The organism is Maridesulfovibrio sp. (genome assembly GCF_963676065.1).
Classification (GTDB): Bacteria; Desulfobacterota; Desulfovibrionia; order Desulfovibrionales; family Desulfovibrionaceae; genus Maridesulfovibrio.
Genome location: NZ_OY780933.1, coordinates 546,609 through 564,161 on the forward strand (window position 1 = coordinate 546,609; position 17,553 = coordinate 564,161).

Genomic DNA, 17,553 nt, shown 5'->3' on the forward strand with positions numbered 1-17,553 from the left:
TGTACCTGACTTCGGATTTCTTTTTTGCCTACGAGATCCGGGAAACCCTTTCAAATAGGGGTTTCCCGGGCTCTCATAAAACATATATTAAGGCTTCGCTCCTATGGATCAAAAAAACTTACGCGATTGGGAAGCAAGATGTACGCAAGAGGAACCGCCTAAATGTAAAGCCCGCTGTCCACTGCATGTGGATGGTCGGGAATTTTGCCGTCTTATGGCAGACGGACAGGTGGACAAGGCTTGGGCTGTACTGTGTAAAACAATGCCCTTTCCTTCGCTTACAGCCCGTATCTGTGATGGCGACTGTCAAAACGACTGTCTGCGCTCACAAAAAGGGGGCGGAATCGAAATGGCAGCTCTGGAGCGTTTTGCCGCTGAGAACTATAAACGGTCCCCAATGATCCGGGCCTTGCCGCCACGCGGTAAAAATATCGCTGTCTTCGGGGCGCATCTTTCAGGGCTTGCCGCTGCATGGGATCTAGGTAAAAAAGGGTTCACGGTAAAACTTTTCTGCCAAAGTAAATTTGAAGGTTACTCAGAACTCCCGGCACAGCGCATCACTGAAGATCTTTTCAGCAAGGAACTGTCTCAGCTGGAAAAGATGAACGTGTCTTTTATTGAAGGAAGCGTAATTGATCCTGAAACAGTCTTAAAAGCTGCTGACGATTTTGATGCGGTATTCGCGGATCCATGGACCTGCAATTCCAAAGCTCTCGATATGCAGCAGGTGAATTTGAAGACTCTTGAAACGGAAAAAGAATTTCTTTTTGCTTCCCCTAAAATAAGCGAAGAGTCCGCTATCGAACTGCTCGCCCTTGGACGTAAGGGAGCGCTTTCCATAGAGCGCAAGCTTCAAAATGCCTCGCTGACAGCAGGCCGGGATCGCGACAACCCGTTTGAAACCCGCCTGTTTACCAATATCAGCAAAGTGGAACCTGTAAGCCCCGTAACTGTACCTGAAGACGGATATTCTCCGGATCAGGCCCGTGAAGAGGCCGGACGCTGCCTGCTATGCGAATGCATGGAATGCGTTAACAACTGCGTCTATCTGCAGGAATTCAAAAGCTATCCTAAGGCATACGCCCGCCAGATTTACAATAACGCATCCATCGTTATGGGCACACGCATGGCCAACACAATGATAAATTCCTGCATGCTCTGCGGACTTTGTGAGCAGGTATGTCCCGAAAATTTTGCCATGCAGGATCTGTGTCTCGAAGCCCGGCAGGATCTGGTACAAAAAGACCAAATGCCGCCCTCTGCACACGAATTCGCCTTCCGCGACATGGATTTTGCCGATTCATCGGTCTGCGCAGTAATCAAAAACCAGCCGGGGACTGATAAAAGTAAGCAGGTTTTCTTCCCCGGTTGCCAGCTTAGCGCTTCCGATCCGGGGGCTGTTGAACGAAGCTACGCCCATCTCTGCTCCATTTTGGAAGGCGGGACTGGACTTATGCTGCGCTGCTGCGGAGCTCCGGCAGACTGGGCCGGACAGAAAGAGATGTTCAGCCGCAAGATGGACTCCTTGAGACATGACTGGGAATCCCTTGGACGTCCGCAAATAATCGCAGCCTGCCCTTCCTGCATTGAAAGCCTGCAAAAAGGATTGCCGGAAGCGGAAGTCACTTCACTCTGGTCAACACTCAGCAATCAGGCTGACCGACTTGCCATGCCGCAGGAAAAAGAATCGCTCTCCCTGCATGATCCCTGCTCCGCGCGTGACAATCAGATTCTTATGAACGATGTGCGCTTACTTCTCAGCAAACTGGAAGTTACTTTTGATGAGCCCGAATTTTCTGGAAACCTGACTGAGTGCTGTGGATTCGGAGGACTGCTCGCCAATGCAAATGAACAGCTGTCCCAAAAGGCTGCTGTGCACAGGGCCGGAAAATTGGATCATGATGGTGTAACATACTGTGCCATGTGCCGGGACATGCTCGCCAAAGCAGGAAAACGCTGCCAGCACATACTGGATGTTATCCTGCCCGGAAGTAACGAAGACCACGCAGGACGTGTTGCCCCCGGTTATTCCGTCCGGCGAGAGAACAGGGTCCGCTTAAAAGAGACCCTGCTCAGGGAAACTTGGAAAGAGCAGCCCGAGCCCCGTAACGATTACGAATCCGTCGCGGTGGAATTTACTGACGAAGCACGCGAATTAATGGAAAAAAGACGCATTCTGTTATCCGACGTGCAAAAGACTCTGCATGCGATGCAGGGTTCAGCCCGTGTGCTTGAGAACACTGAAACCGGTCATAAACTGGTACACTTCCGCCCCGTAACAGTTACTTATTGGGTAGAGTATGAAATGAATGACGGGACATATTTGGTACACCGGGTCTGGTCTCATCGCATGCGCGTTATAGGAGAAGCATCATGAGTAGTTCCCTGAAAGTTCTGGATAAAGATTTTTCATCATGGAAATGTGCAACTTGCGGCAAACATCTAAGCCCGTCTCCTGTGGAACTTGAATATCTGGACAGCAGGTTTAACGTAGAATTACCCAAATGCCCGGATTGCGGATTCGTCCTCATTCCTGAAGAACTTGCTCTGGGTAAGATGGCCGAAGTTGAACGAATGTTGGAGGATAAGTAATGACCGAAACCCCTCTCTGGGAAAAATCTATACTGCGAGAAGCTTCCGGGCCCACCCTGCGCCCCGGAGGATATACACTCACAGACCGTGCAGTAAAACTGACCGGTCTGCTTCCGAATGACCGGGTACTCGATGTAGGTTGCGGACTGGGAGCGACAGTAAGTCATTTACGCACTGAGCACGGCCTCAAAGCTTTCGGCATGGACTACTCACCCCGGCAGCTGTCCGAAGCCCAGAAAGATTTACCCCTGACCCGTGCCGACGGGTCAGCCCTACCCTTCGCAGATTCATTCTTTTCCGCTATATTCTGCGAGTGCGTGCTGTCACTCCTGCCCGATAAAGAACAATGCATCAGCGAATTCAAACGGGTACTCACAAAAAACGGTAAACTGATTATCAGCGATTTATATCAGCGTGGAAGCGGCCAGATCCAATGTCTGGACGGATCATGCGCCAGCTCTCCGCTCTACCTCGGACGTATTGAACAAATTTTAAGACAGCAGGGCATGCACATAACCGCCATAGAAGATTATTCCCGGTTATTGGTGGAGCTGGCGGCAAAACTCGTCTTTGCCGGAGGTAAGAATCCATCCGCCGGACAGAATTGCTGCGACCGCCCAGGATACATGTTGCTGATTGCAGAACTATAACAACCGAACAAGCTGAATCGAATAAGTTAAATTTTTAATGTACCGCATGAGCTCTTCAGAAATATTTAGAGCTCTCAACCCCTTTTGCAAAACGGGATTATGCCCCCGAAGAGACAGCCGGAGACAATGATGACCGACATGGATCTTAGAATAATGCAACTTAATGGCGCCGGGTATTGCTGCGCCCAGATAATGATAATTCTCTGCCTTGATAATTTACAGCAGGAAAATCCCGGACTGGTAAGGGCCACGCAGGGCTTATGCATGGGCGGGGGCGACTGTTCCGGAAACTGCGGGATATTAAGCGGCGGAATTTGCGCGCTGGGCCTTTACGCCGGTAAAGGGACAGACACTGAAACAGCAGCGGATGATTACCCGCTGCTGGTGGAAAATTTCCGGGAATGGTTCAAGGAAAGAGTCAGCGCTGAATTCGGAGGCATTAATTGTAACGATATTCTTGGTGGTGAATGCGGAGCACCAAAGGCGGACCGTTGCGGGGTTCTGCTTGGCGAAGCATACGCCGAGTTAATTAAAATTTTGCTGGAATGCGGATATGATCCGACAGAGGGGAGAGAAGATTCCGATGGATACTAGTCATGATATGGCCGAAACCGAATCTCTTTGCCCCGTCTGTCTAAAAAAAATTCCGGCCCTCCGGGTTACAGAAAACGGTGAAAGCCGAATTGTAAAAGAATGCCCTGAACACGGCAGATTCAGTACCCCCTTCTGGCGCGGCGAGCCTTCAATTTCCGGCTGGTCACGGCCTAAGCAACCGTCCTGTCCTCCGGTGATGGATAATACCGTGAGCAAAGGCTGCCCTTTCGATTGCGGACTCTGCCCGGACCATAACCAGCACACATGCACCACTCTGCTGGAAATTACATGGCGCTGCGATCTTAATTGCAAGGTCTGCTTTGCTTCAGCCGGAAAGAAAGTTCCTGCCGATCCAAGCATACCGGAACTGGAAAAACTGCTGCAAAAAATACGCAGCACTGCCGGACCGTGTAATTTGCAGATTTCAGGCGGGGAACCAGCTATACGGGACGATCTTCCGCGCATCGCTGAGCTGGCAAAAAAATTAGGATTCCCTTTTGTGCAGGTCAATACAAACGGGGTACGTGTTGCCCGCGAACACGACCTTGCCAAACGCTGGGCTGCGGGCGGGGTTGATTCCGCTTTCCTACAATTCGACGGAACCAATGACGATATTTATAAAACTATCCGCGGACGCAATCTTCTTGAAGAAAAGATAAGGGCCATAGAGAACCTGACTGCGGCGGGAATAGGCGTGGTTTTGGTTCCCACTATTGTTCCTGAAGTAAATGACGACAACATCGGGGATATACTGAAACTGGCTGTCTCGTATGCTCCGGGAGTTCGCGGGGTGCATTTTCAACCGGTAAGCTACTTCGGGCGCTACCCCTCATCCCCTTCAGACAATATGCGGATTACCCTTCCGGAAATTATGACCGCACTGGAAGAGCAAAGTGAGCAGATGGTCCACAAGGATGATTTTATGCCCCCGGGGTGTGAACATTCACTATGTTCTTTTCATGCCAATTATCTGGTAATGGAAAACGGCAGCCTGAAAAAACTTTCCGCCAAAAAGGAAGGGTGCTGCACGCCGAAACCTGCTTCGGAAGGAGCTGATAAATCTAAAGCTTTTATCCGCCGCCAGTGGGCGGCTCCACAGGCTAAATGTTCCTGTGAAAAGCCGCAGGATGACCTTGATCGCTTTTTAAACCGGGCGAAGACCCACATTCTGGCCCTTTCAGGAATGGCATTTCAAGACGCATGGACCCTTGACCTGGACCGCTTAAAAGGGTGTTGTATCCACGTGGCTGATCCAGACGGCAGGTTGATTCCTTTTTGCGCCTACAATTTAACCGCCATGGACGGCTCCACGTTATACAGGAGGACGATTGATGACTGAAAACCCGCTGGGTAAATGGCTCAATCTACGTATGGGCCGCCCTCTCGAACTGGCCCCAGTTTCTGTGCGTGAACTTCAGGAATGGCAATTTAATTCTTTGCGCAGGACAATGTTTCAGGCAGTCAGCAACTGCCCATTTTACCATGAACGACTGGCAGGGGTACAAACAGGAGCGGTTCATACCCCTGCGGATCTAGAACACATTCCCTTCACCAACGCAGACGACCTGCGCCATAATCCCGATAATTTTCTATGTGTCTCGCAGGACGAGATAGCGCGGGCGGTAACCCTCGCCAGTTCCGGCTCAAGCGGCGCTCCCAAAAGGCTTTTCTTCACTGCCGGAGACCTTGAACGGACAATTGAATTTTTCCATTACGGAATGTCCCCCATGCTAAAAGAAGGGGAAACCATTCTGGCAATCCTACCCGACTCACGTCCCGGAGGAGTCGGCTCACTTTTCGCAGAATCCATTTCCAGACTGGGCGGGGAAACAGTGCTTCCCGTCAACCCTTCATACATCAGCACCCTGCTTAATCTTCTGCTCGATAACCACGCTAGCTGCATCCTAGGACCGGCCATACAGATACACGCTCTTGCCCGGATGCTCGACAGCAAAGGGATTGTCATCAATCACGTACGCTCGGTTCTGCTCTGCTGGGACGTGCTACCTTACGCCAGTATGCAGACCATCTCGCGGGTATTTGGTTGCGAAGTTTTCTCCCATTGGGGCATGACTGAAACCTGCCTTGGCGGCGGAGTGGACTGCCGGCCCGGTTCCGGCATGCATTTACGCGAACCAGATTTTTATGTGGAGATAATCAACCCGGCAACAGGAAGGCAGGTACCTAATGGACACAAAGGAGAAATTGTAATCAGCACCCTTTCCCGGCGGGCTATGCCCCTGATTCGATACCGCACGGGAGATGTCGGCTGCATCATGCCTGACGAATGTTCTTGCGGCCTCCCGCTACGCAGACTGGGGGCGGTGGAAGGAAGGCTGGGAGACGGCATCATACTTCCGGGCGGCAGCAGGCTCGACCTTAATGAGCTGAACAACTCCATCCTATCCCACAAATCCGTTCTTGATTTTAAAGCGGAGTACCATCCCGAAGAGATGCTGCTTTCCGTCAGGCTGGATGTCTTGCCGGGCACGAAGTCTGGAGCGGAAGTAAAAAAACAGCTGCTGAGCTACCCAAAAATAAAACGAGCCTGCGATAATCATAATTTGAAATTATCCGTTAGACTTGCTAACCAAGACGGAACCATACACTCCGGTTTCGGAAAACGTTCTATAACAATTAAAACGATAAGATCCGGTAAATTATGAAAAAACTTATTGCAAACATCTGTTCACAACTCCAGTCCGGCAATGACCTTATTTTAGCCTCCATAATTAAAAGTTCCGGCTCCACACCCCGTTCCTCCGGGAGCAAAATGATTGTCATGCGCGATAAATCCATAGACGGAACCATCGGTGGAGGGCTGGTCGAAGCGTTGGTTCAAAAAGCAGCGGAGGAGATTTTTGCTGAAGCCGAAAATACCGTTGCATTCCGTGAATTCGATCTTTCAAATGAGCTGGCGGCAAATGCTGACATGATTTGCGGCGGGTATGTAGAGGTAATGCTTGAACATCTGCCGGCAAATGACACGACTCTCGACATTTTTTCCGCCCTGAATGCAAGCCTGAACAAAGGCAGGCAGGCCATGCTGCTAACCAACGTTGATAATTCGCTGGTCCGGGAAAGGCGTGTGATCGCTCCCGGATGCCAGCTGCCGGAGCTATCATTCATAGATGAAGCGGGAGCAACGGCACTGCTGGAAAAATCCCTCAAATCAGGTATCCCCGTGCTGAACGAAACAGGCTCAGGACTCACTGTGGCCGAAAGCTTTATCCCTCAGCCGGACCTTTATATATTCGGGGCAGGTCACGTTTCCCGGCCCACCGCTGCCCTTGCCGCTTCTGTCAATTTCCGCACTGTAGTCCTAGATGACCGGGCGGACTTTGCCAACAGGGAACGGTTTCCTCAGGCGGCTGAAATTCGTGTACTTCCTGATTTTAAAGATTGCTTTGCCGGGCTGGAAGTAAATGAAAATTCATATATCATTATCGTCACCCGCGGACACCTGCACGACAAAACGGTGTTGGGACAGGCCCTCGACACTCCGGCTCGATACGTGGGCATGATAGGCAGCTCCAAGAAAAGAAACGCCATTTATGATGCCCTGCGTGAAGAAGGCGTTACGCAGCAGGAAATCGATCGCTGCCACTGCCCTATCGGACTCTCCATCGGCGGCCAAACTCCTGAAGAAATCGCCGTGTCCATCGTGGCGGAATTGATCCAAATACGGGCGGGAGACTAGTATGGAAATTTACGGACTTGTCCTTGCGGCGGGTTTCTCCTCACGAATAGGAAAGCTGAAAGCCCTGCTGCCAATTGATGACTGCACTGTACTTTCAAGCTGTATCCGTTCGCTGGTAAACGGCGGAGCTTCCGATGTTTTCGTAGTCACCGGTCACAAGGCGGATCAGATCGGCGCCCAGGCCAACGCATTGGGGATGCATGAAATATACAACCCAGACTATGAACAGGGCATGTTCTCCTCTGTCAAAGCCGGCGTGCGGGGACTACCCGACGACGCCTCCGCTTTTCTGGTCCTTCCGGTAGACATTCCGCTGGTGCGTTCATCCACCATTCGAGCTTTGACCTTTGATTACTCATCCGCTCCCACAGACATCATCTACCCATGTTTCCGGGGAGAACGGGGCCACCCTCCGCTGATCAGCGCAAAACTGATCCCGGAAATTCTCGCCCACGACGGCACGGGCGGATTGCGCGCAATCCTTGAACGATACGACAGCACTGCCCGGGAACGGAATATGCCGGACCTCGGCATTCTGCGAGATCTGGACACTCCCGAAGATTACGAAAAAGCCCGGCAAATACCGCGCCGCAGGGTGCCGCTGCCAGAAGAGTGTATGGCCCTTTGGGAACTGGCCGATACTCCGCTGCAAACCCGTGAACACTGTAAGGCAGTAGCTGAAGCGGCCTGTTTCATGGCTGAAGCTTTAAATCGAAACCGTGACCGGCAGAAAGCACTTGATCTGGACATGGTCAAAGGTGCAGCGCTGATGCACGATGTGGCCAAACTAAAAAGCAACCACGAAGCGGCCGGGGCAGCTATCCTTGCGGGTTACGGATTCACCGGAATTGCCGACATTGTAGCCTCGCACCGGGATACGGACATAAAGGCGGACTCACCGCTGACTGAACAGGAAATTGTTTTTCTGGCGGATAAAATTTTTCAGGGGACCACGCCGGTCTCGCTGGATCAACGCTACGGCAAAACACTTGAGCGGTGGAAAGATGATCCCGAAGCAGTAGCCGCAATAACCGGCAGACTGGAACGGGCCAAAACCCTACTGCAACGTTTTGAACAGGAAGCAAAGGTCAAAGTTCCTCAACAGCTCCCGCAGCTCGACAGGAAATCCTGATGATCATCCTCATCCGTCACGGACAGATAGAGGGTGGCAAAGGACGGGCTGTGGGTCAGATTGACTTGCCGCTTTCCGCAAACGGACTGAAACAGGCTGAACAACTGGCTGAATCATTGAAATCATTCCGCCCCCGGCGCATCTATTGCAGCCCCCTGAAAAGGACCCTGCAAACGGCATCATTCATTGAAAAACAATGCGGACTTGTAGCGACACATGTTCCTGAAATAAAAGAAATAAATCTGGGAGAATGGGAAGGACAGGAATTTGCCGAGATTAAAAAAAAGTATCCGGCGGATTACCGGCAACGCGGTGAGGACGTAGGAAATTTTCGTGTTCCCGGCGGAGAAAATTTCATTGATGTTAAAAAACGAGTCCGCTCATTTCTAAATGAACTAGAGGGTGAACCGATCATCGCGGTGACCCATGCCGGGGTGATAAGGACGGTGATGCATATAGTACTGGGCTTTCCACTGGAAAATATATTCAGGCTGAAACCTGATTACTGCCACGCCTCTGTTATTGAAAAAAAGAAAGACGGATTCTTCCTGAAGGCTTACAACCTTCCACCTGAACCAGATTTAGGCAGGACACTGGTACAAATGATGCCGAACTGACTTTGATTCCCCTGCTCTTGACTTATTTCAGATACGGACAGACAATCGGATTATGCAATAAAAATATAAAGATAGGCTGAGTCTAAAGCAGGGAGAATATATGCAGATAACCAAATTCGCCATACCGGAAGTTATTTTCGGAAACGGCAGTATTACATATCTGGCTTCATGCGCCCAAAGACTGGGTGGCAAAAGAGTAATGCTCGTCAGCGATAAGGGTTTGGAAAAATCAGGCTGGGTTAAAATCATCATCAATCTGCTCAATGCCGCAAATCTGGACTGCGTTTATTTCGACGGGTTAACCTCCAACCCCCGCTCTTCCCAGATTCAGCAGGGGGCCGAGCTCTACCTGAAAAATAATGCCGATGTCATCATCGGACTTGGAGGAGGCAGCCCGATTGACGCGTCAAAGGGAATTGCCACCATAGTCAGCAACGGTGGGAACATCCACGATTATGAGGGCGCAAACCGCATCAGCCGTCCCCTGCCGCCCATGATCCTGATCCCGACTACAGCCGGAAGCGGCTCTGATGTATCCCAATACGCCATCATCACGGATAAAAAACGTAAAGTGAAAATGGCCATCATCAGCCGATCTCTGGTCCCTAATATTTCCATTATCGATCCTGACCTGCTGATAACTAAACCGCGAGGTCTCATTCTGGCCTCGGCAGTGGATGCGCTGGCCCATGCCATTGAGTCCTATGTTTCCCGCCTGGCCTCTCCCTTCACGGAATCACAGGCGTTAACAGCCATCAGGCTCATTGCCGGAAACATTAAGCCCGCAGCAAACTCACGGGACCCGGAAGCCTTGAAAAATCTTTCCATTGCCAGCACCGCCGCTGGCATGTCCTTCAGTAACGCCGGTTTAGGAGTCGGCCACTCTCTGGCCCATTCACTTGGCGGGAGATATGATGTCACCCACGGGCTTACTCTGCCCATCCTGCTTCCCGCTGTGGTTCGCTTTAACAAACCCTGCGCCGAAAGGAAGATGGAAAACATCGCCAGAACCATTAACGAAAGCTGCCCGGCTCCGGTCAGGCAGAAAAAAAGAAATCTTAGCCAAATTCTGCAATCCATGTTTGAAGAGCTGGGAATCCCAATGCGCCTGCGGGAGATTGTACCGGATAATGACCAGATGGATGAAATATGCCGGCTGGCGGCCAGAGATGCCTGCACAGTAACGAATCCACGGGAAGCGGACTGCGAGGATCTGCTCACCATATGCAGGGAGTCTTGGTAATGACCAACAAAACAGCACTGCACGATCTGATCGGCATTGAACATCATAAATTAAATTTCTTTCAGGAGCTGCAAAAAAACATAAAGGAACTGAAGGAAATTAACCGCGAATCAGAAGATCAGCGTTGCGAGATCGCGGCCATCCTCGACGGCATTACCGATGTAATGATGGTTCTTTCCGAAGATATGGAAATTATTTCTGTAAACCGGATATTTGAACGGCTTTTCCCCGGGGTGAACCCCATCGGGAAAAAATGCTACGCCCTATTCCGTGATAGCGAAGGGCCCTGTTCGGAGTGCCCGGCGTTCAAATCCCTTTCCACCAACTCGGTATGCAAGGACACCGCAATCTTCCGAATTGACGGTAAAAATCTGCGTTTCGACATGGTTGCCTCACCGCTGAAAACTCCCGGCACCGAAGAAGATCGCATCCTTATATTCAAACGGGATGTGACTATGGAAAAAGAATATCAGGCCAAATTCTATCAAGCTGAAAAAATGGCTACAATCGGAGTGCTCGCCGCAGGCGTGGCCCACGAGATCAACAATCCCATGGCCGCGGTAGCCGGATTTGCCGAGGGAATCCAGCGCCGGTTAACCCGCATGGATGACAAAATCCCTGATGAGCTGGCCGAAGATCTTTACGATTACACCAATACCATTCTCAAAGAATGCCTGCGTTGTCAGGATATCGTCAAAACACTGCTTTCATTCAGCAGACCGGTGGCCTCGGAATTTATTCCGGTGGATATGAATCAGGTTGCCGAGGATACCCTGCGCCTGCTTGACCACCAATTCCGGCGCTATCAGAATGTTGAACTCAACATAAACCTTGCCTCGCCTATGCCATCCATTTTAGGTAATGAGGCCCAGCTTAAGCAGGTCATTCTCAACCTGCTTACCAATGCGGTGGACGCCATTGAACACAATGGAAAGATCGACATTGAAACTTTTGTTAAGGACGGACACGTGGGAGTGCGGGTCAGTGATTCCGGCTACGGCATTCCCGAGGAAAACAGAGTTATGCTCTTCGAACCTTTCTTCACCACCAAACAGGTAGGCAAGGGGATCGGCATAGGTCTGTCCACCTGCTATAATATTGTAAGAGAACACAACGGCGAAATTTTAGTGGACAGTGAAGTGGGCAAAGGTTCCAGCTTTACTGTCCTTTTCCATCCCGCAGAGAGATTTGATAATGCCTGAACCATACAAAGTACTTATTGTTGACGACGAAGAATCCATACTGAAGCTGCTTAGCAAAGAGCTTGCCGGCCCGGAAAGGATTCTGCATACCGCAAACTGCGCAAAAGCCGCCCGGGAGATGGTTCGCAAGGAACGCTACGAAGTTATTGTCTCCGACATTCGCCTACCGGATGGTGACGGTCTTGAGCTGCTCACCGAGTTCAAGGATATGGAACCTGATGTAGAAGTGATCCTGATCACCGGGCACGGTAATATCGATAACGCGGTTGAAGCTATACGCATCGGGGCCTACGATTACATAACCAAACCTTTCCGCCTCGACAAAGTCGATCTGGTCGTGGACAGGGCATGGCAAAGAGTCTGTCTGACCCGTGAAAACCGGAGCTATCGCCATTCCCAGCAATCAGATACCACCAGCTCACAACTTGTAGGCAGCTCTACCCCCATCAAGCAGATACGGCATCTGATCAATAAAGTTGCGCCCACCAAAGTCCCGGTGCTGATTACCGGGGAGTCCGGGGCAGGTAAGGACGTAGTGGCCCACTCCATTCACTGCGCCAGTCAACGGGCCGGTAAACCCATGATCGTCAAAAACTGCGCAACTCTGCAAAAAGAACTTTCACGCAGCGAACTTTTCGGACACACCAAAGGTTCCTTCACCGGAGCAACGGAAAACTGCGACGGGCTGATGACATTTGCCCACACCGGCACCCTGTTTCTTGATGAAATAGGGGAACTGCCCATGGAAGTGCAGGCATCGCTGCTGCGCGTGCTGGAATCACACACTTTCCGCCGGGTAGGTGAAAAAGATGAACGCACCGTGGACATCCGCTTCCTTTTTGCCACGAACCGCAACCTTGCCAAAGAAGTGGAAGAAGGAAGATTCCATGAAGCCCTCTTCCATCGCATCAATGTCTTCAACATCAGCCTTCCGGAACTAAAGGACCGCCGCGAGGACGTGCCTCTGCTCATAGATTTTTTCATCAACAAACTCGGCTTCCAGATGGGACAGGGCGAATACACCATCAGTGAGCGCGCCATGCAATGCATGCTCTCCTACCACTGGCCGGGCAATGTCCGCGAACTGCGCAACGTACTGGAGCGCAGCATTATTCTGGCCGACAACAACACCATCACCTGCGCCTGCCTGCCCAAAGAAATCGCCGACCAGCCGGAACGTGAAGGAGAAGCGGGAATCCTCTCACTTGAAAGAATGGAGAGGGAGCACATCATCAAGGCGCTCGATTTCTTCAACGGCAATCGGCAGAAAGCTGCACTGGCACTCGGCATCGGAAGGAAAACCCTTTACCGCAAGATTGATAAATACAATTTATAGTTACACCCGGACCTAAGAAAATTATGCAGGCCGTCCCTCGTAATGTGGGGCGGCTTTTCATATTCAGCACCAGTCTTTTTTGTGCCAAACCAGCCCCAGCTTATTTTTCACTGGACTTTTTTCCCATATCGGAGACGATAAAGTGTGAATAAACCCTAAAGGAATCCAATATGCATAAAAAACTTCTCCACATAATATTACTGGCACTATTCATAAGCTCCACGGCTTACGCGGCCCCGCTTCAGCCCGGTGAGAATTTCCCGGACATTCCCCTCAAAGGAGAATTGACCGCAAAACAAAAAACTTATCTCGGCCTTAAAGGTGACGGGCCATGGAAGACAAGCGATATTGAAGACACCTATATTATTATAGAAGTGTACAGCATGTACTGCCCCCACTGCCAGAAAGAAGCCCCTACAATGAACGCTTTCTATAGGCTTCTCAGTAAATCTGATAAGTTTGCAGACATAAAGTTTTTCGGCCTTGCCAGCGGAAACTCACAGTTTGAAGTTGATTTTTTCAGAAAGAAATTTTCCGTAAAATTCCCGCTCTTCACGGACGAGGATCTGGATCTGCACTCCAAAGTCGGGGCTCCCGGCACCCCGCACTTCTTTATGCTTAGAAAAAAAGGTGAGAGCTTGCAGATAATTTTGTCCCACGCTGGGCCGTATGCAACAGCAGAAGAATTCCTGAAAGACATTAAAGATAAAATATAGAAGGAAGCGGCTATGAAAAAACTATCTTACGCAATCATTATTTCCTTTTTACTTTGCGTAAACGCTCAGGCCCGAGTAGCTAAGGACCAAATATATCAACAGAAAGAGATGAAGCCGGTGGTCAGTTCCGTGACCGTGAAAGTCGGGGATAAAGCACCGGATTTCGTGCTCCCTTCGCTATCCGGCAAAAAGATCAGTCTCTCGGATTACCGCGGGAAAAAAAATGTCGTTATCTCATTTGTTCCTGCTGCGTTCACGCCCGTATGCTCGGACCAATGGCCGGGCTACAACCTCGCCCGCGAACTTTTTGAAATGCATGATGCAGTAATTCTGGGAATTACTACCGACAATATACCCTCGCTATACGCATGGACAAGCCAGATGGGAGACCAAGGGCTATGGTTCCCTGTACTTTCCGACTTCTATCCCCACGGGGCTACAGCCAAAGCATACGGCATCCTGCGCCCGGAAGGGATTAGTGAACGAACAATTATCATCGTCGATAAAAAAGGTTTGATCCGCTATATTGATGTGCACGATATTAACACAAAACCGCATCTTGAAGAAATAATCAATCCACTTAAAAAACTGGACTAAGAACCTACCTCGCAAAGAAACTACAGCCGTCCTTCATATGAAGAACGGCTTTTTTATTTATAAGCAATGCAAAACAAACTTTTGGACATAACATACATTACAATTGTATACAAAGAAAACTATTTGATTCCGCAATCAATAAATTAAAAACAACAAAAGCCATGTAAAATAAAATTTTAAACACCATTTCAACACTCGTATATGTCCAAATAAACATAAGTTCCATCTGACACACAGCACTACATTACTGGTCCATAATGACACACCAGCCCTTCACCCCCCGCAGCGTAACACTTTTGACACTCTTGTTACATTTTTCACATTAAAAAATTCTATTTCAACACAAAAACTGTATCTGAAATGATTCATCGCTACGGGGCCCTCAACCACATAAACAATTGAAATAATGAGTTTTACACGTTTGGCACACGTCTTGCCTTATAGAAAGCGTTAATAAGTACACGACTAGGCCCAACCTTCAATAACCTCTTAAGCTTCAAGGATGGTCTCAAATGGCAGTACGTGAACAAGTAAATGGTTTTTTTATTCCCAGTGTTACCCTTATCGGTATTGGCGCCCACAAAGAAATTCCCGCACGCATTAAGGCTCTCGGCGGTAAAAAACCCCTGCTCGTAACAGACAAGGGTATTACCGGAGTCGGCATCACCCAGCAGATCGTAGACATTTTGAAAGCTGAAGGTATGGACTGCATAGTCTATGACGAAACCATTCCCAACCCCACTGACAAGAACGTCGCTGACGGTGTAAAAGCTTATCAGGACAATGGTTGTGACTCACTGATCACTCTCGGTGGCGGTAGCTCCCATGACTGCGGTAAAGGCGTCGGCCTCGTTGTTGCCAACGGCGGCAAGATCCACGACTTTGAAGGTGTAGACAAATCTACCAAACCCATGCCCCCGTACGTAGCAGTTAACACTACTGCCGGTACTGCTTCTGAAATGACCCGTTTCTGTATCATCACTGATACTTCACGCAAAGTTAAAATGGCTATCGTTGACTGGCGCGTTACCCCCGGCATCGCACTTGATGATCCGCTGCTGATGATGGGCATGCCTCCGGCACTGACCGCAGCTACCGGTATGGACGCTCTGACTCACTCCGTTGAAGCATGGGTTTCCACCATCGCTACCCCCATCACTGACGCTTGTGCTGAAAAATCTATCCGTCTGATCAATACTTTCCTGCGTCGCGCAGTTGCCAACGGACAGGACATCGAAGCACGTGAAGGTATGTGTTACGCACAGTATCTCGGTGGTATGGCCTTTAACAACGCATCTCTTGGTCACGTACACGCCATGGCTCACCAGCTTGGTGGTTTCTATGACCTGCCTCACGGCGAATGTAACGCAATCCTCCTGCCCCACGTTGAGCAGCACAACCTGATTGCAAACGTTGACCGTTTCGCCACCATGGCTGAATGGCTCGGCGTGAACACCGACGGTATGGCTCCTCGTGTTGCTGCTGACGCCGCACTCGACGCTATCCGCCAGCTCTCCGCTGACGTTGGTATTCCTTCCGGTCTCATCGCTCTCGGCGAAAAATACGGCAAGAAGGTATCCGAAAAGGATATCCCGACTATGACAGAAAACGCTCAGAAAGATGCCTGCGGTCTCACCAACCCCAGAATGATGACTGACGAAGCTGTCGCAGCAATCTATAAGGCTGCCTTATAGCATAAAAGTTCCGTCCCGCCTGCGGCACCTGCAAGCCGCAGGCAGGATGTACAAATGTTTTGTCCGCAGGCATACGGATCATTTTGCATAACAGAGGTCATGGATTGGCAAAGATCTAATCCGTTTGCCTGTAGACTTCCGGAAAAGGCGCGCAGGTGGAGCTGCAAACTACATTAATCCGGACAGACAAAGTATTTACCGGGGGGGATTTTAGTCCCCCCAGAAATTTTCTCCATGCAGGCCCGGTTGCTGTTTACGCCAATTAACAAAGCATACGGACCAATGCATATGTTTCAATCACGTGCGGCCCTAACAGGCCGTAGCCCCCGGCACCTTGGAAACAAATGCAATCGGGCCTGCTCTTTCCTCCTCCATCTCAGTAATATTGCTAAAGCCGTAATTATTACGAAACTAGGCAATATAAAATCGAAACCCCCGGCAACTGGATAGTTGCCGGGGGTTAACTAATACTGATTAAATGTAAAAATTAATCATGAATATCCACATAAACCAAAGTCTGGTTTAAAAGCTGGTATGCAATTTCACCGAAAGTTATCGGCCCGACAAAAGGATCTGTCTTTTTGCCTTCCAGTTCAGAATAAAGATAATTAAGGATACAATTACAGGAAAAAGCGATCTTCTTGCCTGCAACGTTATTTTCCATAAGCTGCTGACTGAATGCTCCAGCATAGTCGGAAAGAGGCTTGGCATGTTTATAGCGGACACCGGAAAAGACCGGTGCGTAAAAACTGACTCCATCTTCAGGTGACACAGCCTGAAAACTGATATTAATCAGCGCCCCGTAATAATCAGCAACAAGAGGCAGCTTCGTATCAATATTTTTCTCTGTGATATATTCCGCGAAATTCTTTTTAACCCCGTCAACCATGACAGAATCAGTTGCGAAAGTATCCTTATTGAATGTCAAAATATCGCCGTCTCCCTGTTCAAAGATGTTGACAATCCCAACATCAATCGTCTTGCCGGGGATTAAATCCACATGCATTACCAGGGCTTCGTCTTCATAACTGTTGCCGGTAGCACCGCTGAAAACCTTGGGTTTCACCTTACCCAAATCATCCAGCAACACACCGGAAATCCAACCCACCAGCGGCTGGGATCCGAAATCTTTATAATTCGGCGCATTGAGAGCAAAAGAAACATGTGCGGGGCTTGAAGCAGGGATTATTATAAAGCTGAATCCACCGTCACCGGCATCCAGGTATACATTTCCAAGTTCGTCCTGATTATATTTTTTTAAAGTGACAGAAGCAGCAACATCAGAAATATCAGTCACAAAAAGTTGCTCCTGAGTAACAACCCCTCCTTTGGAAGAAGAAACAAAATAAGGAATGGTTCCTCCAATCCACTTACCCTTTGGTAGTTGAGCCAGAAGACCTTCGTCCCCAGCGATTAAAAGAATTTTTCCCTCAGAAATAAGATCAACAGTTTCTTTGACGCTACGAAGCACTTGATTCAT

16 protein-coding genes are annotated in these 17,553 nt (G+C 49.7%); 15 read left to right on the top strand and 1 reads right to left on the bottom strand.

The window, feature by feature from the left end; all coding sequences use genetic code 11:
• Positions 1–103: 103 nt before the first annotated feature.
• From ACKU35_RS02365 to ACKU35_RS02435, 15 genes are all read left to right on the top strand, one after another.
• Positions 104–2,377, top strand: coding sequence for a pyridine nucleotide-disulfide oxidoreductase/dicluster-binding protein (locus tag ACKU35_RS02365; RefSeq protein WP_319762780.1), 2,274 nt, complete (start codon positions 104–106; stop codon positions 2,375–2,377).
• Entirely contained in the window at positions 2,374–2,592 is a 219-nt protein-coding gene (locus ACKU35_RS02370) for a DVU_1557 family redox protein (protein WP_319762782.1), read from the top strand. The genes ACKU35_RS02365 and ACKU35_RS02370 overlap by 4 nt, the downstream gene beginning before the upstream one ends.
• Positions 2,592–3,242, top strand: a complete 651-nt coding sequence (gene trsM, locus ACKU35_RS02375; protein ID WP_319762784.1) for a DVU_1556 family methyltransferase — start codon at positions 2,592–2,594, stop codon at positions 3,240–3,242. The genes ACKU35_RS02370 and trsM overlap by 1 nt, the downstream gene beginning before the upstream one ends.
• 129 nt (positions 3,243–3,371) lie before the next feature.
• On the top strand, positions 3,372–3,836 hold the full coding sequence (locus ACKU35_RS02380; RefSeq protein WP_319762785.1) for a DVU_1555 family C-GCAxxG-C-C protein: 465 nt from the start codon (positions 3,372–3,374) through the stop codon (positions 3,834–3,836).
• Entirely contained in the window at positions 3,826–5,175 is a 1,350-nt protein-coding gene (trsS, locus tag ACKU35_RS02385) for a radical SAM (seleno)protein TrsS (protein ID WP_319762788.1), read from the top strand. Before ACKU35_RS02380 ends, trsS begins: the two co-directional genes overlap by 11 nt.
• A complete protein-coding gene (locus ACKU35_RS02390; RefSeq protein WP_319762790.1) occupies positions 5,168–6,502 on the top strand; it encodes a DVU_1553 family AMP-dependent CoA ligase in 1,335 nt (444 codons plus the stop codon). Before trsS ends, ACKU35_RS02390 begins: the two co-directional genes overlap by 8 nt.
• Positions 6,499–7,536, top strand: a complete 1,038-nt coding sequence (locus tag ACKU35_RS02395; protein WP_319762792.1) for an XdhC family aldehyde oxidoreductase maturation factor — start codon at positions 6,499–6,501, stop codon at positions 7,534–7,536. The genes ACKU35_RS02390 and ACKU35_RS02395 overlap by 4 nt, the downstream gene beginning before the upstream one ends.
• 1 nt (position 7,537) lies before the next feature.
• A complete protein-coding gene (locus ACKU35_RS02400) occupies positions 7,538–8,668 on the top strand; it encodes a DVU_1551 family NTP transferase (protein WP_319762794.1) in 1,131 nt (376 codons plus the stop codon).
• The gene (locus ACKU35_RS02405) at positions 8,668–9,285 is read left to right on the top strand and encodes a histidine phosphatase family protein (RefSeq protein ID WP_319762796.1); all 618 of its coding nucleotides are present in this window, start codon (positions 8,668–8,670) and stop codon (positions 9,283–9,285) included. The genes ACKU35_RS02400 and ACKU35_RS02405 overlap by 1 nt, the downstream gene beginning before the upstream one ends.
• Before the next feature lie 100 nt (positions 9,286–9,385).
• Positions 9,386–10,528: an iron-containing alcohol dehydrogenase gene (locus ACKU35_RS02410; protein WP_319762798.1), complete on the top strand. Its 1,143-nt coding sequence runs from the start codon at positions 9,386–9,388 to the stop codon at positions 10,526–10,528.
• Positions 10,528–11,730 (top strand): ATP-binding protein, encoded by a 1,203-nt coding sequence (locus ACKU35_RS02415; RefSeq protein ID WP_319762800.1) that lies wholly within the window; start codon positions 10,528–10,530, stop codon positions 11,728–11,730. The genes ACKU35_RS02410 and ACKU35_RS02415 overlap by 1 nt, the downstream gene beginning before the upstream one ends.
• Positions 11,723–13,066: a sigma-54 dependent transcriptional regulator gene (locus tag ACKU35_RS02420; protein ID WP_319762802.1), complete on the top strand. Its 1,344-nt coding sequence runs from the start codon at positions 11,723–11,725 to the stop codon at positions 13,064–13,066. Before ACKU35_RS02415 ends, ACKU35_RS02420 begins: the two co-directional genes overlap by 8 nt.
• Positions 13,067–13,236: 170 nt before the next feature.
• Positions 13,237–13,782 (top strand): TlpA disulfide reductase family protein, encoded by a 546-nt coding sequence (locus ACKU35_RS02425; RefSeq protein ID WP_319762804.1) that lies wholly within the window; start codon positions 13,237–13,239, stop codon positions 13,780–13,782.
• 12 nt (positions 13,783–13,794) lie between these two features.
• The gene (locus tag ACKU35_RS02430; protein ID WP_319762806.1) at positions 13,795–14,379 is read left to right on the top strand and encodes a peroxiredoxin; all 585 of its coding nucleotides are present in this window, start codon (positions 13,795–13,797) and stop codon (positions 14,377–14,379) included.
• 512 nt (positions 14,380–14,891) lie between these two features.
• Positions 14,892–16,073 carry an iron-containing alcohol dehydrogenase gene (locus ACKU35_RS02435; RefSeq protein ID WP_319762808.1) on the top strand — a complete coding sequence of 394 codons (1,182 nt, stop codon included), beginning with the start codon at positions 14,892–14,894 and terminating at the stop codon, positions 16,071–16,073.
• 487 nt (positions 16,074–16,560) lie between these two features.
• Here ACKU35_RS02435 and ACKU35_RS02440 read toward each other — a convergent pair whose 3' ends face one another.
• Positions 16,561–17,553: a DUF6976 family protein gene (locus tag ACKU35_RS02440; RefSeq protein WP_319762810.1), complete on the bottom strand. Its 993-nt coding sequence runs from the start codon at positions 17,551–17,553 to the stop codon at positions 16,561–16,563.

What these genes read in the sequence shown, in the direction of transcription:
- trsS (WP_319762788.1), top strand. Translation starts at nt 3,826, where the DNA reads ATGGATACTAGTCATGATATGGCCGAAACCGAATCTCTTTGCCCCGTC.
- ACKU35_RS02420 (WP_319762802.1), top strand. Translation starts at nt 11,723, where the DNA reads ATGCCTGAACCATACAAAGTACTTATTGTTGACGACGAAGAATCCATA.
- ACKU35_RS02395 (WP_319762792.1), top strand. Translation starts at nt 6,499, where the DNA reads ATGAAAAAACTTATTGCAAACATCTGTTCACAACTCCAGTCCGGCAAT.
- ACKU35_RS02430 (WP_319762806.1), top strand. Translation starts at nt 13,795, where the DNA reads ATGAAAAAACTATCTTACGCAATCATTATTTCCTTTTTACTTTGCGTA.
- ACKU35_RS02380 (WP_319762785.1), top strand. Translation starts at nt 3,372, where the DNA reads ATGACCGACATGGATCTTAGAATAATGCAACTTAATGGCGCCGGGTAT.
- ACKU35_RS02390 (WP_319762790.1), top strand. Translation starts at nt 5,168, where the DNA reads ATGACTGAAAACCCGCTGGGTAAATGGCTCAATCTACGTATGGGCCGC.
- ACKU35_RS02410 (WP_319762798.1), top strand. Translation starts at nt 9,386, where the DNA reads ATGCAGATAACCAAATTCGCCATACCGGAAGTTATTTTCGGAAACGGC.
- ACKU35_RS02405 (WP_319762796.1), top strand. Translation starts at nt 8,668, where the DNA reads ATGATCATCCTCATCCGTCACGGACAGATAGAGGGTGGCAAAGGACGG.
- ACKU35_RS02370 (WP_319762782.1), top strand. Translation starts at nt 2,374, where the DNA reads ATGAGTAGTTCCCTGAAAGTTCTGGATAAAGATTTTTCATCATGGAAA.
- ACKU35_RS02440 (WP_319762810.1), bottom strand. Translation starts at nt 17,553, where the DNA reads ATGAATCAAGTGCTTCGTAGCGTCAAAGAAACTGTTGATCTTATTTCT.
- ACKU35_RS02365 (WP_319762780.1), top strand. Translation starts at nt 104, where the DNA reads ATGGATCAAAAAAACTTACGCGATTGGGAAGCAAGATGTACGCAAGAG.
- ACKU35_RS02435 (WP_319762808.1), top strand. Translation starts at nt 14,892, where the DNA reads ATGGCAGTACGTGAACAAGTAAATGGTTTTTTTATTCCCAGTGTTACC.
- ACKU35_RS02400 (WP_319762794.1), top strand. Translation starts at nt 7,538, where the DNA reads ATGGAAATTTACGGACTTGTCCTTGCGGCGGGTTTCTCCTCACGAATA.
- ACKU35_RS02425 (WP_319762804.1), top strand. Translation starts at nt 13,237, where the DNA reads ATGCATAAAAAACTTCTCCACATAATATTACTGGCACTATTCATAAGC.
- trsM (WP_319762784.1), top strand. Translation starts at nt 2,592, where the DNA reads ATGACCGAAACCCCTCTCTGGGAAAAATCTATACTGCGAGAAGCTTCC.
- ACKU35_RS02415 (WP_319762800.1), top strand. Translation starts at nt 10,528, where the DNA reads ATGACCAACAAAACAGCACTGCACGATCTGATCGGCATTGAACATCAT.